This is a genomic window from Mycobacterium parascrofulaceum ATCC BAA-614, assembly GCF_000164135.1.
GTDB classification, from domain to species: Bacteria; Actinomycetota; Actinomycetes; order Mycobacteriales; family Mycobacteriaceae; genus Mycobacterium; species Mycobacterium parascrofulaceum.
The window spans coordinates 702484-717978 of sequence record NZ_GG770555.1 but is presented as its reverse complement, the minus strand read 5'-3'; the positions used below and the strand labels follow the sequence as shown (position 1 = coordinate 717978).

At 65.9% G+C, this 15495-nt stretch carries 15 protein-coding genes; 9 read left to right on the top strand and 6 right to left on the bottom strand.

Annotated elements, in window-relative coordinates; translation table 11 throughout:
* The coding region (locus tag HMPREF0591_RS18855) for an aldehyde dehydrogenase family protein (protein WP_007170243.1) at nt 1-380 on the top strand (380 nt) is incomplete at its 5' end.
* Here the strand turns inward: HMPREF0591_RS18855 and HMPREF0591_RS18850 are convergent.
* Complete coding sequence (locus HMPREF0591_RS18850) at nt 381-1994, bottom strand: PPE family protein (RefSeq protein ID WP_007170242.1); 1614 nt, start codon at nt 1992-1994, stop codon at nt 381-383.
* Between the two features lie 305 nt (nt 1995-2299).
* Here HMPREF0591_RS18850 and HMPREF0591_RS18845 point away from each other — a divergent pair, with 305 nt between their 5' ends.
* From HMPREF0591_RS18845 to HMPREF0591_RS18835, 3 genes are all read left to right on the top strand, one after another.
* Nucleotides 2300-3322, top strand: a complete 1023-nt coding sequence (locus HMPREF0591_RS18845; protein ID WP_007170241.1) for a CobW family GTP-binding protein — start codon at nt 2300-2302, stop codon at nt 3320-3322.
* Between the two features lie 23 nt (nt 3323-3345).
* Nucleotides 3346-4182, top strand: a complete 837-nt coding sequence (locus HMPREF0591_RS18840; RefSeq protein WP_040623103.1) for an acyl-CoA thioesterase — start codon at nt 3346-3348, stop codon at nt 4180-4182.
* Nucleotides 4183-4403: 221 nt separating this feature from the next.
* Entirely contained in the window at nt 4404-4634 is a 231-nt protein-coding gene (locus HMPREF0591_RS18835) for a DUF6400 family protein (RefSeq protein WP_244268956.1), read from the top strand.
* A 606-nt stretch (nt 4635-5240) separates the two neighbouring features.
* Here the strand turns inward: HMPREF0591_RS18835 and HMPREF0591_RS18830 are convergent.
* The 3 genes from HMPREF0591_RS18830 to HMPREF0591_RS18820 all read right to left on the bottom strand — a co-directional run bounded on the left by HMPREF0591_RS18830 (nt 5241) and on the right by HMPREF0591_RS18820 (nt 7190).
* Nucleotides 5241-5621 (bottom strand): type II toxin-antitoxin system VapC family toxin, encoded by a 381-nt coding sequence (locus tag HMPREF0591_RS18830; RefSeq protein ID WP_040623363.1) that lies wholly within the window; start codon nt 5619-5621, stop codon nt 5241-5243.
* Nucleotides 5618-5875, bottom strand: coding sequence for a ribbon-helix-helix domain-containing protein (locus tag HMPREF0591_RS18825; protein WP_040623102.1), 258 nt, complete (start codon nt 5873-5875; stop codon nt 5618-5620). Before HMPREF0591_RS18825 ends, HMPREF0591_RS18830 begins: the two co-directional genes overlap by 4 nt.
* 700 nt (nt 5876-6575) lie before the next feature.
* A complete protein-coding gene (locus HMPREF0591_RS18820) occupies nt 6576-7190 on the bottom strand; it encodes an LGFP repeat-containing protein (RefSeq protein ID WP_040623101.1) in 615 nt (204 codons plus the stop codon).
* 266 nt (nt 7191-7456) lie between these two features.
* Here HMPREF0591_RS18820 and HMPREF0591_RS18815 point away from each other — a divergent pair, with 266 nt between their 5' ends.
* The gene (locus HMPREF0591_RS18815) at nt 7457-7846 is read left to right on the top strand and encodes a TA system antitoxin ParD family protein (protein WP_007170234.1); all 390 of its coding nucleotides are present in this window, start codon (nt 7457-7459) and stop codon (nt 7844-7846) included.
* A gap of 22 nt (nt 7847-7868) precedes the next feature.
* Nucleotides 7869-8447, top strand: a complete 579-nt coding sequence (locus HMPREF0591_RS18810) for an ATPase (protein ID WP_007170233.1) — start codon at nt 7869-7871, stop codon at nt 8445-8447.
* Between the two features lie 72 nt (nt 8448-8519).
* Here HMPREF0591_RS18810 and HMPREF0591_RS18805 read toward each other — a convergent pair whose 3' ends face one another.
* Entirely contained in the window at nt 8520-8807 is a 288-nt protein-coding gene (locus tag HMPREF0591_RS18805) for a YgaP family membrane protein (protein ID WP_244268954.1), read from the bottom strand.
* A gap of 227 nt (nt 8808-9034) precedes the next feature.
* Between HMPREF0591_RS18805 and HMPREF0591_RS18800 the strand changes: the two genes are divergently transcribed.
* Both HMPREF0591_RS18800 and HMPREF0591_RS18795 read left to right on the top strand, forming a co-directional pair.
* The gene (locus tag HMPREF0591_RS18800; protein ID WP_007170231.1) at nt 9035-9463 is read left to right on the top strand and encodes an MmpS family transport accessory protein; all 429 of its coding nucleotides are present in this window, start codon (nt 9035-9037) and stop codon (nt 9461-9463) included.
* The gene (locus HMPREF0591_RS18795; protein ID WP_007170230.1) at nt 9460-12369 is read left to right on the top strand and encodes an MMPL/RND family transporter; all 2910 of its coding nucleotides are present in this window, start codon (nt 9460-9462) and stop codon (nt 12367-12369) included. The genes HMPREF0591_RS18800 and HMPREF0591_RS18795 overlap by 4 nt, the downstream gene beginning before the upstream one ends.
* A 141-nt stretch (nt 12370-12510) precedes the next feature.
* Here the strand turns inward: HMPREF0591_RS18795 and HMPREF0591_RS18790 are convergent, their stop codons facing one another.
* On the bottom strand, nt 12511-14787 hold the full coding sequence (locus HMPREF0591_RS18790; protein WP_040623099.1) for a putative bifunctional diguanylate cyclase/phosphodiesterase: 2277 nt from the start codon (nt 14785-14787) through the stop codon (nt 12511-12513).
* Between the two features lie 211 nt (nt 14788-14998).
* On the opposite strand from HMPREF0591_RS18790, the gene HMPREF0591_RS18785 reads away from it, so the two are divergent.
* Nucleotides 14999-15493 (top strand): hypothetical protein, encoded by a 495-nt coding sequence (locus HMPREF0591_RS18785; RefSeq protein ID WP_244268952.1) that lies wholly within the window; start codon nt 14999-15001, stop codon nt 15491-15493.
* Nucleotides 15494-15495 lie beyond the last annotated feature (2 nt).

The window sequence follows — 15495 nt, the reverse complement described above, 5'->3', positions numbered from 1 at the left end:
AGCAAGCCGGTCCCGGCTCGTTCTATCCGCCCACCGTGTTGACCGACTGCACCCCCGACATGCTGGTCATGCGCGAAGAGACGTTCGGTCCGATCGCGCCGGTGCGGGTGGTCCCGGATTTCGCCGCCGCGGTGGCCGAAGCCGCCGACGACCGCTACGGGCTGGCCGCCACCGTGCTGACCGCCAACATGGCCCATGCCCAGGAGGCGTGGCGCAGCCTTCCGGTGGGGACCGTGAAGATCAACGCCGTCTTCGGCGGCGCACCCGGCGGAGCCTCCGAACCCCGGCGGGCCAGCGGCACGGGCTTTGGCTTCGGGCCCGAACTGCTCGACGAGATGACCGCCATGAAGGTGGTGCACTGGTCGGCGCCCGGCGGCTGATCAGCGCTCACGCGAGGCTGGCCCACCGGGCAGCATCGGGACCGTCGGTCCGCCGCCGAATCCGCCGCCGGCCAGCCTGGTCAGTCCGGCAGCGCTCCGTGTGGCCGCAGTGCCCGCGGAGCCCAGCGGCCCCGCCCCCCGGTCGGAGACCGTCGCGGAAGCTAGAGGCATGTCACTCGGGGCGCCGAATTCCGGCTCCCCGTCCAGGAATTCGTAGCGATAACCCCGGTGTGTGCGGCCGGGTACCGCCCCGCGGCCACGTCGGGACTGCCGGATCTGGGCGACCGGCGCCGGCGCGGTGGCCTCGGCGCCGGCGGCGGCCAGGGTCGTTTTTCGCGCCTTCTGGGCAACGCTGGACTCCGACCCAGCGCCAAGCGCCCCCACCAGGTACGGCGACACGACATTCTGGGCGGCCATGGCGCTTTCGGGCCCGACGACGGTGGGCGGCGGGGCGGGCGGCGCCACGGGACTGGCGGCGGCGGCCGGCGCGGGCGCCGGTACTGGGGTGGCCGCGTGCAACGGAACGGCGCTGACCGTCGGTGCCGCGGAGACCGCGGGAATCGGCGGGGCCTGGGCGAGCGGAATCGTCGCGGGCGGCAACGGGATCGGCGCCGCGGCGGGGACCGGCGTCGCCGCCGTAAGGCCGGCCAGCCCCGCCAAGCCGCCCGCCGCTCCGGCGGGAACCGCCAGCACCGGGGTGACCAGGCTGAGGGCGTAGACGGGATTGCTCAGAAAGAAACTCAGCAGACCGGCCGGATTGAACAGCAGCAGGTTGATCAGCACGAGCGTTCGGTGAATCACGAACTGCAGCGCCAGCATCACGATCGTCTCGAATAGCTGCGCGGGGTTGTGCGCGTACATGGGAATCAGGGTCTCCGCCCGCGAGAGGAACATCGACAAACTCGGGTGCATCGACCAGCCCTGCGGCGAAAAGGGATTGAAGGGGAACAGCGCCTGAAGCCACTCTTGGAGGTTTTGGGGTAGTGAGGTGCCCATGATGTAGGGGTTGCCGCCGCTCATCCCGGAGCCACCGTTCATTCCCGAACCCGACCCCATGCCGCTCGTGCCCATATCGGCTTTCATGATTGGCGGCGTCGCCGTGGCGGGCGGTGCCGCGGCGACCGCCGTAGTCGACACGGCCTGATAGGTGCTCATCGTCGTGGCGGCCTGGACCCACATGCGCGAGTAATCGGCCTCGTTCAGCGCGATCGGAATCGTGTTGATGCCAAAGAAGTTGGTAGCCACCAGCACCGCATGCGTCGCGTGGTTGGCGGCAAGCTCGGCAAGCGTCGGCATCGCGGCCAACGCCGTCGTGTACGCGCCCGCCGCCACCTCCTGCTGGGCGGCCATTGCTGCGCTGGCCGCGCTGGACCGCGTCAGCCAGTCGAGATACGGCGCGTGGGCGCCAAGGTACGCGGCCGCGCTCGGCCCGTCCCAAGACCCGGCCGAAACCTCACCGAGCAGCGAGGTGAGTTCGCCGGCGACCGCGGCGTACTCGGTGCTCAGTGCGTTCCACGCACCCGCCGCGGCCAACAACGGTCCAGGCCCCGGCCCGCTGGACAACAGCATCGAATGGACCTCCGGCGGAAACGCCATCCAGATCGGCGCCGTCATCGTCGGCCCGTCCGCGCGGGGCGGCGCCGCACCCGCGTCTCGCCGTCGAGGCAAAGCACCGCTGGCTCCTTCCGACTCAATTAGCCGCCGAATAGGAGTCTACGGTCATTTCCAGCCGCATATACGGAGTTATTGCTGACAATTGACTGTATATACGGACTACAGATGCGAGGGTGCGCGCCGACGGCGTCATCGAGCAGGGTCGATCCGGGCGTTGTACGGCACCGAACACCCCGGGCGGCAGGTCGTGCATCCCGCGCCGGTTAGCATTCGGGAGGTCCGGATGGCGATGTGGAGGGTGCGGCTTGACTGCGATACCCGTCATCGCGCTCACTGGTCATCTCGGGGCCGGCAAGACGACGTTGCTCAACCACCTCTTACGCCAACCTGGCACGCGAATCGGCGTGGTGGTCAACGACTTCGGCGACATCAACGTCGACGCCGGTTTGGTGGCCGGCCAGGTCGACGAGCCGGCCTCGATCGCCGGAGGCTGCATCTGTTGCCTGCCCGACGGTGGTGGGCTCGACGAGGCACTCATCAAGCTCGCCGACCCGGTTCGCCGCCTCGACGCGATCATCGTCGAGGCCAGCGGTCTTGCCGATCCGGTCGCAATCGCGCGGCTCATCGCCTTCGGTGAGATTCGCGGAGTTCGACCGGGCGGGCTCATCGACGTCGTCGATGCCGTGAATCATTTCGACACCGTCGACTGCGGCGCACTGTCCCCGGTCCGCTACGGCGCGGCGTCGCTGATCGTCGTCAACAAGCTCGACCAGGTGCCTGAGGGGGAGCGGTCGGCAGTGGTGCGACGCGTCACACAGCGTGCGACGCAACGCAACCCGCGCGTACACGTCGTGGGCACGACGGGTGGCCGGATAGACCGAGGGCTGCTATTCGACGCGTCCGCGGCGTCCGAAGTGGTAGGGCAGCTTTCGTTTCTGGATCTGGCGTACGAGCGCGACGATGACCACGTCCATGACCATGCCCATGCGGATGCCGTTACCGTCAGTAGCCGTGGTTGCGTCGACCCCGATGCCCTGTTCGACCTTCTCGAAGACCCGCCGGCGCGGGTGTTCAGGCTGAAAGGCGTCGTGGCGGTGCGGCATCGCACGGCCGTCCACGAGTACGTCGTCAACATGGTGGGGAGCGCAAGCCATATCGGCAAGGCACCGCGGGGCACCATGGCCAACTGCCTGGTGGCGATCGGGATGGATCTCGACATCGACGGTGTCCGCGCGCGACTTGACCACGCGCTGCAGCCCGCGTCGGGGCGGGCGTCGGCGCAGGGTCTCCGGCGGCTCGCGCGGTACCGGCGCCTCAGCGCGGGATGATCGATCCGGCAAGATACGAATCGATGTCATCTTCGCTCGGCGACGTGCTCGCCACATTGGAGCTCGAGAGGGTCGGCCGATGGCTCTTCGTCGGGCAGCAGTTGCCCGCGCCCGCCAACCACATTCTCGGCGGGCATATTTCGGCTCAGGCCTTGTTGGCGGCAAGCCACACCGCGCCGGGTCGCCTACCGCACAGCGTCCACACGTACTTTCTCCGCCCCGGCGATTCACGCCGACCCGTGGACTTCGAGGTTGTCGACCTCCAAGAGGGCCGGACGTTCTCGGCGCGACGGGTCACCGCGCGCCAAGACGGCAAGGTCCTGATGGAAGCGATGTCCTCGTTCAAAGCCGCCGACTCTTCGCCCGCTCAGGTCGTTTACCAACCGCCCATGCCAGAGGTTCCCGGCCCGGAGTCCCTGCCGTGGGTAGCGCCACACCTGGCCGAGTCCGACGAGAGCTCTCAAGGGCGGTGGGCGAGCCTGCGCTGGTTCGAGCGCCGGATCATCGACACCGAGGTCGCTCCACCCGCGCGAGCGCGCATGTGGTGGCGACCCGAAGGGCAGGTTCCCGATGATCCGGTGCTGACCGCCAGCCTGGTGGCCTATCTGTCGGCGGTGACGTTGACCGAGCCGGCATACGCGGCACGCGGTGGTGTCGGGGCCTCAGCTCAACGTGATCATTCGGTGTGGTTCCACGGTTCGGCGGTGTTGTCGGACTGGCTTCTTTACGATCGGTCGTCGCCGAGCAGCGCTGGTCCGCTGGCGCTGGCCAGTGGGACGATGTTCAACCGCAGCGGCGCGCTGGTGTGCACGGTGGAACAAGAGATGTACTTTCCGCCGCGGGTGGCCGTGTCGGGCTAGGCGGGCGATCTGTAGGTGCTTCGCCAATAACCCTGCAGCGCAGCATTATTCGTCACAGTGACGTATTGCCTGGTTGGTGGTTGGCCGAAGGCGAACGGGGGACAGGGGCCCCTGTGTGACGAACGTCAACCGAAGACAGTGACACGGGTCATAGCCCGATCGGCGCCGAACGGGTCATGCTGGCCATTCGTTTGCTTATCTATCTAATGGCTGGGAGCGCGATGGCCGACCTCGACTTCGCCTATGACCTGACACTCGACGAGGCGCGCAGACGCAGCGCGATGTTCGCGGCGATCGGTGACGACTATGACCCGATCGCTGTACTCGGCGCGGAACAGCAGGCCTACGAAATGCTGTACTCGAATCTGGACGAGGAGCAGCAACGGGTCTATGACGAGTTGGTCCGCGCCGGCGTGCTGCCCGAACGGACGACAGCTCGTGTTACCGATTGATCCGACCGCCGACCGTGGCCGCCGCGCATGGCTGCCCTGTCCGCGCTGCGATCACGGCGCCAAATGTGGTGTGTGCCGAAGTAGTCGCAACTGCGACACGCACTGGCAATACCTCCTGAGCAACAAGGGCACCCTGGTGCACTTGCAGTGCTCGGATTGCGGCCACCTCTGGTCGACGGACACGCATCGCCGCACGCGCCCCAAGCGCTGGGGGCACAAGCTGAACTAAAGCGTGGCCGCCCGCATCCAAATAGTCCTGCGCCGCACTGCAATTCGTCACGGTGACGTATTGATGGCGATGGGCGGGGAGGAGAGGGCCGGTGCCGGTATAGACCGGTGCCCGGCCGCGGACAAGGTAAACGCCCCGCGCCCGGGTCATTGCCTTGATCGTTGACGCCAACCATCACGACGGTCGCGCTGGCGGGGCGTGGTCACGTGGGTGGAGAACTCGCCGGCGTCCCAAATCGCCTGGTGAGCCGCTCGATCTGGGCGGCTGGCAGTGCGTTCGCGCGAACGCGGTGGTCCGCGTTGTGCCGATAAGCGACATTATGTCAGGTAACGTCCACGGTATTGCATTGCTGGTCAACGACTTTCAATCGCTCCTCCTCAGAGGGCGAATGGCGGCCGCAGGTTCTTGAACATCGGGAAATGCTTCACGTTCAACGTCGCCGCTTGATAGCCCTTCACGTCGGCAGTCGCGGCGAGCAGATAGTCACCCAGGCCAATGCTTGAATGACTCGCCCGGTATCGCCGCCTGAAGTCGCCGGCCCGGCGCGCGATGATCTCGGTGGCTGGTTCGGTGCGAAACGACGCCAGCAGCCGCCACACTTCTCGTCGCTCGGCGCTTCGCATCCCACCGACGAGCTCCGCGATTGACACCACGCTGATAGCTAAAGGCCCCTCCTGTCGAGCTTGGACGAGCCAATGCCGTGCCGCGTCCAGGCCGCGAAGGTGAGCGATGAGGATGTCCGAGTCGACCAGGATCACGAGGTGCGGCGCCACATTCGGTCGAGGTGCTCCTCGCGGCCGCCGGGACGGCGATCGGGCGATTCCACATCACGAAGCGCGCCGAACGACTCTTCAATCGCATTCAGGTCAGATTCGAGATTGTCGTCGGAGTTGTTGAGAGCCGTGCCTAGCAATTGGCGGATGAGCTCGGCACGCGAAACGCCCTGTTGCTCGGCCAACTTGTCGAGATTGGCCGCCTGCTCCTCATCAAGGTAGATGTTGGTGCGCTTCATACACCAGATCATACACCACATTCAGCCAAGAGTAGCGCCCTAACGCTACCCTTCAGCAAACCTACCGGTCGGTGAACCACGCCCGATCATCTCGAGCGGCCCACCCCGGGCTCCGCGGTGGTGGGTTCGCGGTGAATACCGGAGGATGAAAAGTCCTACTGTTCGGCTAGTGCGATCCGCGGCAGCAGAGTGCCGTCGGCTTCGGGAGGAGAGGAGTCCAACGTGAAGGCGAGAGTATTGATAACCACTGTCGGTGGTCTAGCAGCAGCCTTGACCGCCGGTGTCGTGTGGGCCGCACCATCGGCCCCAGCTAGCGACTTTTGCGATTCGCTTGGCAATCCCGCGCAAGTTCACGATTGCAACTGCGGTGCCGATAACGTCCCGGGTAGTCCGGAATACCAGCAGTGCCTGCACGGAACTGCGGCTTTGCCCGGGACGGCCAAGTCCCCGGCGCCCGCGCCATCCCCCTGATCCCTACCGCGCCCGGCTCGCCACCGGTGCGGTGACCCGCGAGCGCCCATCCCACCTCCGGAGGCTCGGGGAGAATATGCACGAATCAAATATGGAGGGTTACCGGTAGCGGTCGCCGTATCCGTAGTCGCCTTATGCGCCAATTGATTTCGTAGCGCGATCGAGCGCCGATAATTTTGCGATTCGTACTTCGGCGAGCCTGCCGCCGACACATTCACCGGGTTCGTGACTACAGCCCCGACGGCACGGCCTTGCCGTTGACCGTCACCTCGACCTGGCCAGTCTTGAGGTCGTACTCGATCTTGCCGTGCTCGAAGTTGGCCAGGAGCTGACCGTCGACGGCGTTCACGTCGCTGGTCGGAAAGCCCAGCGGACCTGCCGAACCGTTAGTGCCGGTGGTGATCGCGGGCACGCCGTTCGGGTCGCGCGGGACATTCCATGCTTCCCGGATCCTGCCCGTGGTGATAAACGCAGGCGTGCCCGGCTCGTCGTTCTTCGCAGTGATCACGCCGCCTTGGAACTGCTGGAATACCAAGCCACTTGCCCGTTTTCCCGCATTGCGGTCACCTGTCAGCGGCTTGCCGAGAGCATTCTTCTGATCCTCGGTTGCCGACGAGTACTTGGCGGCGATCGGGCCGGTCAGGGCCACCTCGACGCCGCCCTCCCCGATGAGCTTGACCTCGGTGGGCCGCGCCGGGGCTTGAGACGTGGAGATGGCATGCGCACCGACCTGAGGTGGTGCCGACCCGTCGACGCTCTTGCCATTGCTGCAGGCCACAGCGATGAGCGCGACGACGGCGGCCAGGCCGACCACTGCCGGGTGGCGACATGCGATCGTTCTCATGGGCTCCTCCCCGCGTCGTCCTGTGGTGTGGGTCGAGTTTGCCGCTGACCTACGCGCCCGGGCCGGACCATGACCGAACCGCTCGAGTTGGCGCGGGTGGCCGCGGTGGCTCCCAACGAACTTACGCCGCGGTGATCGACGGCACGCCAGCGCACCCGGGGAAGGATTGCCGGTGCAAGCTTCTCGCCGGCAGGCGCCCGAGGGCCCAGGGACTAACCTTGTAGCATTCCGCTACAAGGCGTAGCATTCTGCTACAGGAGGTATATATGACCAACGTCGCCGACCGCGTCACCCGGGTTGCCGCCGACCTGGTGGACAGCGCGGCCGCCGAGGGTGCTCGCCAAAGTCGTTCGGCCAAGCAGCAACTCGATCACTGGGCTCGGGTAGGCCGGGCGGTGTCGAGCCATCAGACCGCCTCGCGTCGCCGCATCGAGGCCGCGCTGGCCGGTGATCTGGACACCGGCCAGCTGTCCGACGATGAGGGGCTCGTCTTCAACGCAGAGATCTCGGCCGCTATCGAGGAGTCGCTCGCGACCGCCCATTACGGTGACATGCTGTCGGCGCGTGGCATCACGACAGTGGCGCTCAACGACGACGGCGAAATCGTCGAATACCGGCCCGACGGCACTACCTCGGTTGTGCACGTCGACGGATGAGCCGTGACTTCGCGAGGCGGCGGTGAAGCGGCTCGACCTCGTCGTCGGCCCGAACGGCGCTGGTAAGTCGACGTTTATCGCGTTCACGTTGGCCCCGTTGTTGCCACGCAGCGTATTCGTCAACGCCGACGAGATCGCCAAGCAGCGTTGGCCCGACGAGCCGGCTGGGCACGCCTACGACGCGGCGCGGATCGCTGCCGACACCCGCGCCAAGCTGATCGATGCCGGCGTCTCGTTCATCGCCGAGACCGTCTTCTCCCATCCGTCGAAGCTGCAGCTGATCCGCTCCGCTCACGATGCGGGCTACGTCACCGTCCTGCACGTGATGCTGATCCCCGAGGAGCTCGCCGTCGAACGCGTGCGGCGGCGCGTCCGCCACGGCGGTCACGACGTTCCCGAGGGCAAGATCCGCGAACGGCACCGCCGACTATGGCACTTGGTGGCCGATGCGATCGAGATCGCCGACACGGCAACGGTCTACGACAACTCACGCGTGAGTGGGCCCCGAATCGTCGCGCAACTGACCGCCGGCACCGTCATCGGCGCACCGACGTGGCCGGCATGGGCGTCCGAGGAGCTATGCCAACGCTGGCCGGGCTAACTGCGCTTGGCTCAAGCCGTCCACGATCAGCTCCCTTCTCCCCCGCGCGGTTATTGCATCGGTGTCTGTCGATCACGCCGCGCATGAGCGATCCTGCGCACGCTCGGCCTCCGTGGGAATGCCCAGGCGATGCAATAGCAGACTGGTTGGACACCATCCGATGGCGGCGTCCAACAGCAGGTTGGCACCGACGAACCCCGTCAGCGCGCGCCACCGGCGCGACCGCTCCCGCCCCAGCAGCAAACTGGTGAGCACCACGGTTCCCGCTAGCAGGTTCACGACGCGCTCGAGAGTCCATCCCTGCGGCTTGGGCATCCCGACCGCTCCGTAGTCCATTTCCGGCCGGTTCCGATGGTTCATCACTGTCTCCTCCTGTCGGCCGCCGCGCGGCCGTGCGATCTGGCAAGCCCGTACCCGTGCCCGCATGGCTGAAACGTTGGTGTCGACATTTGTTCCGCGGTCCCAGGTTTGGGGAACGATTTCGGGGGCAAGCTGCGGCTGGCACGCCGCGCACCGAGTTCCAAAGAACCCGGCCTCCCGGATAGCACGACCGCGGGTGCCAATGATGATGGCAAAAAGGGGTTTCGATGGTAGGGCTACTCAAGCGAGCATGGGTGCCGCTGGCCGTAGCGCTAGTTCTTGGGTTTGCCGGCCTTTCGGTCTCGCACCTGCGCGGCATGTTCGGCTCGCACCAGAAAAGCTCGGCCGGCGATGTCGCAGCCGTGATCGAGCCCGTGATCCACAAACAGGTGACCTACGAGATCTATGGCTCGCCAACCACTCTGGCAAGCATCAATTATCTGGATGCGGGCGCCGCGCCCCGCGACGTCGAGGTCCGGAGTCTGCCGTGGTCGTACACGATAACCACGCGGCTCCCGGCCGTCTTCGCCAACGTGGTGGCGCAAGGCGACGGTGACCGCATCGGCTGCCGGATCATTGTGAATGGCGAGGTCCGAGACCAGCAGTCCACGAACGGCAAGCACGCCCTGGCGTCCTGTCTGGTGAAGGCGGCGTGAGCGCCGACGGGGGCGGGCGCCGGCGGCTGGCGCGGATTGTCCGCCGATTCGCGATCCCCATCATCTTGTTCTGGGTCGCCATCACGGCGCTGCTGAACCTCGCCGTCCCGCAGTTGGAAGTCGTCGGGCGCGAGCATGCGGTCGCGCTCAGCACCAAAGACGCGCCCTCGACGCAGGCCATGAAGCGCATCGGCAAAACCTTCCACGAATACACCTCCGACAACGTGGCGATGCTTGTCCTGGAAGGCGAAAAACCGCTCGCAGCCGACGCGCACCGCTACTACAACGACGTCATCAAGGAACTGTCCCGGGACAAGAAAGACGTACAGCACGTTCAGGACCTGTGGGGAGATCCGGCCACAGCGGCCGGTGTTCAGAGCCGTGATGGCAAGGCCGCATACGTTCAGTTGAACCTTGCCGGCAATCAAGGCGGAACCGCGGCCAACGAAGCCCTCACCGGCGTCCGCAAGGTCGTGGCGCGCATCCCGCCGCCAAACGGGGTCAAGGCCTACGTCACCGGATCGGGAGCGCTGAGCGCCGATCTGCTCGACGCCGGAGACAAAAGCATGATCATGATGACGACAATCAGCATCGTCGTCATCGCGATTATGATGTTCATCGTCTACCGTTCGCTGTCCACCGTTTTGATTCTGCTTGCGCTCATGGGAATCGGCGTGGGCGCGGCACGCGGACTGGTTGCCCTCCTCGCCGACCAAAACGTGTTGGGGCTGACGTTCTTTGCAACCAATCTGCTGACGACCCTCGCGATCGCGGCCGGGACGGACTATGGCATCTTCTTCATCGGCCGCTACCAGGAGGCCCGCCAGGCGGGCGAGGACCGAGAGACGGCCTACTACACCACTTTCCGTAGTGTGTCGCCAATCGTCTTGGGCTCGGGCCTGACCATCGCCGGTGCGATCTCGTGCCTGAGCCTGACGCGACTCAATTACTTCAACAGCCTGGGGATTCCGGCGGGAATCGGCCTGGCCGTTGCCGTCCTGGTCGCGCTCACCCTGGCGCCGGCCGTTCTCAGTGTAGCGAGTCGCCGCGGTTTGCTCGACGCCAAACGCACGATCAGCACCCGTCGGTGGCGGCGGATCGGCACCGCGGTCGTTCGTTGGCCCGGGGCCGTGCTGGCCGCGGCTCTCGCGGTGTCACTGGTCGGCCTGCTGGTATTGCCGAGTTACAAGACCAGTTACGACGACCGCCATTACATCCCGACCAGTACGCCGGCCGACCAGGGAATCCAAGCCGCCGACCGCCATTTTGCGGTGGGCCGGCTGAATCCGGATATGTTGCTGGTCCAAACCGATCACGATATGCGCAATCCGACCGACATGCTGGTGTTGGACCGGATCGCCAAGAGGATCATCCGGGTGGCCGGCATTGCCCGGGTGCAAGGGATAACCCGCCCGCTGGGGGCACCGATCGAGCACAGTTCCCTGGCCTTTCAGATAAGCGCGCAAAGCAGCAGCATGGTCGAGAACCTCGGCTATCTCAAAGACCGGTTGGCCGATATGTTGAAGATGGCCGATGAGCTCGGCGGAATGATCAGCACCGTCGAACGCATGCAGGTCCTGATGCAACAGCTGTCCGGCACGACTCACCGCATGGTCGGTGAAATGGCGGAACTGAAAAACACTACCGACCAAATACGGGATCATATCGCCGATTTCGATGACTTCGCCCGACCGCTGCGCAGGTACCTCTACACGGAACGACACTGTTACGACATTCCGGTCTGTTGGGCGGTGCGGTCGGCGTTCGACGCCACGGACGGGGTGGACGAGCTAAGCGAAAACCTGCACAAGTTCCTCGCGGACGCGCGCGACTTCGACAAGATCATGCCGCAAACGGTGGCGTTGCTGCCGCCGATGATCACCACCATGCGAGACCTTCGGGCACTGCTACTGATACTGCACAGCACCCTGTCGGGATTGGTCGCCCAGCTGCAGGCGATGAGCGATAACGCCGCGGCCATGGGCAAAGCGTTTGACGGCGCAAAAAACGACGACACCTTCTATCTACCCCCTGATGTGTTCAGCAACAGCGACTTTCAGAAGGGCCTGAAGCTGCATTTGTCGCCGGACGGCACGGCTGCTCGCTACATCATCACCCAAAAGGGTGATCCCGCGACGCCGAAAGGCATCGCGCCCGTTGGTCCCATAAAGCGGGCGGCGCAGGACGCCGTGAAGCAAAGTCCCTTGGCGACCGCCGACATCTACCTGGCCGGCACCGCGTCGACGTACAAGGACATGCAAGACGGCGCCAAATACGACCTCATGATCGCCGTATTGGCAGCGCTCGGCCTGATCACGGCGATCATGCTGACCCTGACCCGAAGTCTGGTCGCCGCACTCGTCATCATGGGCACCGTCGCGCTGTCGCTGGGCGCGTCTTTCGGCCTATCCGTGCTCATCTGGCAGCACCTGCTCGGGCTGGAACTGCACTGGCTGGTACTGGCTTTCACCCTCATCGTGCTGTTAGCGGTCGGCTCGGACTACAACCTGCTGTTGGTTTCGCGCTTCGAAGAGGAGATCGGCGCGGGGATCAAGACGGGGATCATCCGGTCGATGGGCAGTACGGGCGGGGTGGTGACGGCGGCCGGACTGGTGTTCGCCTTCACCCTTGGCGCCATGGCCAGCAGCGACGTGCGTGTCGTCGGCCAGATTGGTACCAGCATCGCCATTGGCCTGCTCTTCGACACCCTGGTCGTGCGATCGTTCCTGATGCCGTCCATCGCGGCCCTGCTGGGGCGCTGGTTCTGGTGGCCGCAGATCGTGCGCTCCCGCCCCGCCAGCCAGCTCCTGCGGCCCTTCGGCCCCCGCGCCGCGGTGCGCTCCTTGTTGTTGCCGAATGCCGAGCGGGCGGCGGCCGCCCACACCGCTGACGGGCATACTTCCTGAGCCCGCCCTATTGCCATTTCACGTCGTCGCCGACGGGTTGGGCCGCCCTTCGCGTTGAGGGCCATATTCCTATCATGCTGTCGAGCAATATCATTGCCCCGGGTGGACACACCTCCCGCCGGATGGAGCGCCCCGCGATCCTCACCTACTCCCCTTCGCCGACGAGACGATGTCGGTCAGCCCGGAGGCTGCCCCGAACAAGTGGCCTTGCGCCAATCCGCAGCCGGCCTGAAAGACCGTCTGCGCCTGCTCGGCGGTTTCGATCCCTTCTGCGATCACCTTGAGCCGCAGCGCTTCGCATAAGCCGATGACCGATCGATACAGCGTGAGGTTCCGTCCCGGTTGGACGCCTGCGGCCAGGCCACGGTCGAGCTTGACGACTTGCACGGGCAGCTCGTGCAGGTAGGTCAGCGAGTTGAAACCCGTGCCGAAATCGTCCAGGGCCACCCTGATGCCCAGTTCGTTCAAACGCCTGATGGCGGCCGCTCCCTCGACGAGATCGACGATGGGAACTGTTTCGGTGATCTCCAGGACGAGCCGTTGCGGTGACAATCCGTGCCGCGCCAGGGTGCGGCTGACGGCATGTTCGAAATCAATGCTGCCGAGCCGCGCGGCGCCGATGTTGACGTGAAGGTCCAGATCGAGGCCCGCGTGCTGGATCTGCGCACAAGCCTGATCGAGCACCAGCGCGTCGAGCTGTGCCCCCATGCCGTTGGCTTCGGCAAGCGAGACGAAGGTTTGAGGAGGAATCTGCACCCCGCTCGGCGCCCGCCACCGCGCAAGTGCCTCCACCGCGACCGGCGTCCCGTCTGGCAGGGCCACCACGGGCTGATACTTGAGCTGAAAGCCCTGCGGGACAGCGCCATTCGCGAGCCGCAGCGCCGTCGTGAAGTCTTCGGAAGCGCTGAACGCCGGGCGGTACACCACGGCGGTGTCTTTGCCCAGCCGCTTCCCCGTGTACATCGAGATGTCGGCCTGCCGGAGCAGATCGTCGGAGGTCGGCGGGCCGTCGTGGTGACCGGGACTGACCAGGCCCATGCTCGCACGCACCCGCACCGACGTCCCATGCACCGAGAACGGACTTCGCAGGGCCACCCGGAGTTGGTCGGCGACCATCTCCGGTGCGTCGACAGCACCGGCCGTGAGGATGGCGAACTCGTCTCCCCCGATCCGCGCCAGCGTGTCGGACTGGCCGAGGCACTCTTGCAGACGTGCACTGATCGCGCAGAGCAACTCGTCGCCGGCGGCATGCCCGAAGCGGTCGTTGACCTCTTTGAAGTCGTCGATGTCGACGAAGATCAAGACGAACGGGCCGCCGCGGATGGCTTCGTCCAGCCGCTCGGCCAACAGCAATCGATTCGGTAGGCCGGTCAGTGCATCGTGGTGGGCCTGATAGGCAAGCCGGCGCTTGGCGGCGACAAGCTGTTCGGTCAGCATGCGCTGCACCCGCATCGCCACCACGTAGCGGGTCGCGACAAGCAACGCCAACGCCAAGTAGGTGCTCGCGAAGAGCGGGTCGATCCCTCGACCGACCAGCACCTGAAACGTGAGTAGGGCCGTGCTGCCCATGAACCCCACATAGGGCAGGGTCAACCGTGCCCAGTTGGTTGGCTGCTCGTCGTCGTGGGGGCGGGGCCGCGGAGGCAGGACGAGCAGACTCCATGCGATCAACAGCGGGGACAGGACGAACCCGACGCCGACCCACAGATTCAGCGTCGTCACACCGACGCTCCGCAGGTAGGCGAGCAGCCTGTCGGAGGACGTCAGGGTGATCACCGCGGCCGCCAGAAGCATGTAGTTCGCCCGGCCCGGCCGGTACGGCGGATACCACATCGCAAGGAGAACCGCGCCCACCACCGTGACGAGCTCCACCGCGGCGATCCCCCAAACGACCGCGGAATTGGTCGACCGCGGCAGCGCGGCGCCGTCCATGGCTCCCAAGCGGGCGACGTACACCAGGTGGAAGAACGCCAGCGAGCTCACCAGTCCGTCGAGAACGGTCGTGACGACCCCCGGCCACACGCGCACCGGGGTGCGGACGTCGTGATCGCGGCCCGCGCGCACCAGCAACAGCATCGCGACGACGAACAAGAGGCCAGCGACGAAGTAGCCGATGACCGCGGGCACCGGGGCCGTCTTGCCGGTGCCGGCGGTACCGCGAAGCCGTGAGAGAGACTCGGCGGCCAAAAACGTGGAAATCGCCGCCAGAAGGGCGACGCGCCACCACCGGGAGAGGCCTGCCACCCGCACCGCGACCACAAGCCCGACGAGCAATGCGCCGACACACAGCGTCGCTTCGAGGACAAACTGCACGTGTTGCGCGGTCGCCGCTCCCCAGGGGGCGAGCGCGTTCAACACCGCCGCAGCGACGGCGACGATAGATAGCCCGAAACTCAGGCGGTGACTCTGAAACGACAACGCTTCCCCTCCGGCCCCGGCGTTGACGCTCAATCCTTGCAGATCAGGTCTTTCGCTGGACCGTTATCGCTTACCTAGGCGACCCCCGACGTTCAATCGCAAAGCTTCTGGCTTGGACCACTTGGTCACGGTGCTCGGGACTGCTGGGTCGGGGCGGCCGATCGCCGGCGAGCCGGTGCCGCGCGGCGCGACCACCGATTAGGTTGGTCGCGTGGCCGCGAACAGTCTCCGTACGCGCAGGACCGCCCGGCGGTTGCTGACGATCGTGTGCGCGGCCGTGGCCGCCGCGGGTCTGGTCGTCGCGTGGCGCATCGACGAGCGCGCACAACCTTGTTGGAGTGTGCGGCAATTCATCGATTTCAACCGCGACATGCAGGCCTCGTTGAAGGCGAAGACGCGGTTCGCGCCGCCGGGCTCCTACGAACAGGACTCGCTACCCGCTGAGGCCGATTACCAGGCATGGCTGGACGGCCTGCAGCAGCGCGCCGACCGGGTGACCGCGCCTGGCCTGGCGCCCCACGCCCAACGAGCCGCGGCGCTGGCGCGAGAATTCATGAAAGATGCCAAGCAGGTCAACGACGACCTGGGCAAACAAGACCCGCTGAAGGTGGAACTGCCGCCATCGGCGAAAGCCGCGGGCCGGGTCAACCGCGAGTTCGGCGACGAAATGGCAACTCTGGCACGCGCCTGCCCCAGTGGGCGCTGAAC

Coding starts and splice junctions, on each gene's coding strand:
- HMPREF0591_RS18820 (WP_040623101.1), bottom strand. CDS start 7,190: ATGAGAACGATCGCATGTCGCCACCCGGCAGTGGTCGGCCTGGCCGCC.
- HMPREF0591_RS18835 (WP_244268956.1), top strand. CDS start 4,404: ATGGCCGACCTCGACTTCGCCTATGACCTGACACTCGACGAGGCGCGC.
- HMPREF0591_RS18850 (WP_007170242.1), bottom strand. CDS start 1,994: ATGACGGCGCCGATCTGGATGGCGTTTCCGCCGGAGGTCCATTCGATG.
- HMPREF0591_RS18840 (WP_040623103.1), top strand. CDS start 3,346: ATGTCATCTTCGCTCGGCGACGTGCTCGCCACATTGGAGCTCGAGAGG.
- HMPREF0591_RS18800 (WP_007170231.1), top strand. CDS start 9,035: ATGGTAGGGCTACTCAAGCGAGCATGGGTGCCGCTGGCCGTAGCGCTA.
- HMPREF0591_RS18815 (WP_007170234.1), top strand. CDS start 7,457: ATGACCAACGTCGCCGACCGCGTCACCCGGGTTGCCGCCGACCTGGTG.
- HMPREF0591_RS18805 (WP_244268954.1), bottom strand. CDS start 8,807: ATGAACCATCGGAACCGGCCGGAAATGGACTACGGAGCGGTCGGGATG.
- HMPREF0591_RS18825 (WP_040623102.1), bottom strand. CDS start 5,875: ATGAAGCGCACCAACATCTACCTTGATGAGGAGCAGGCGGCCAATCTC.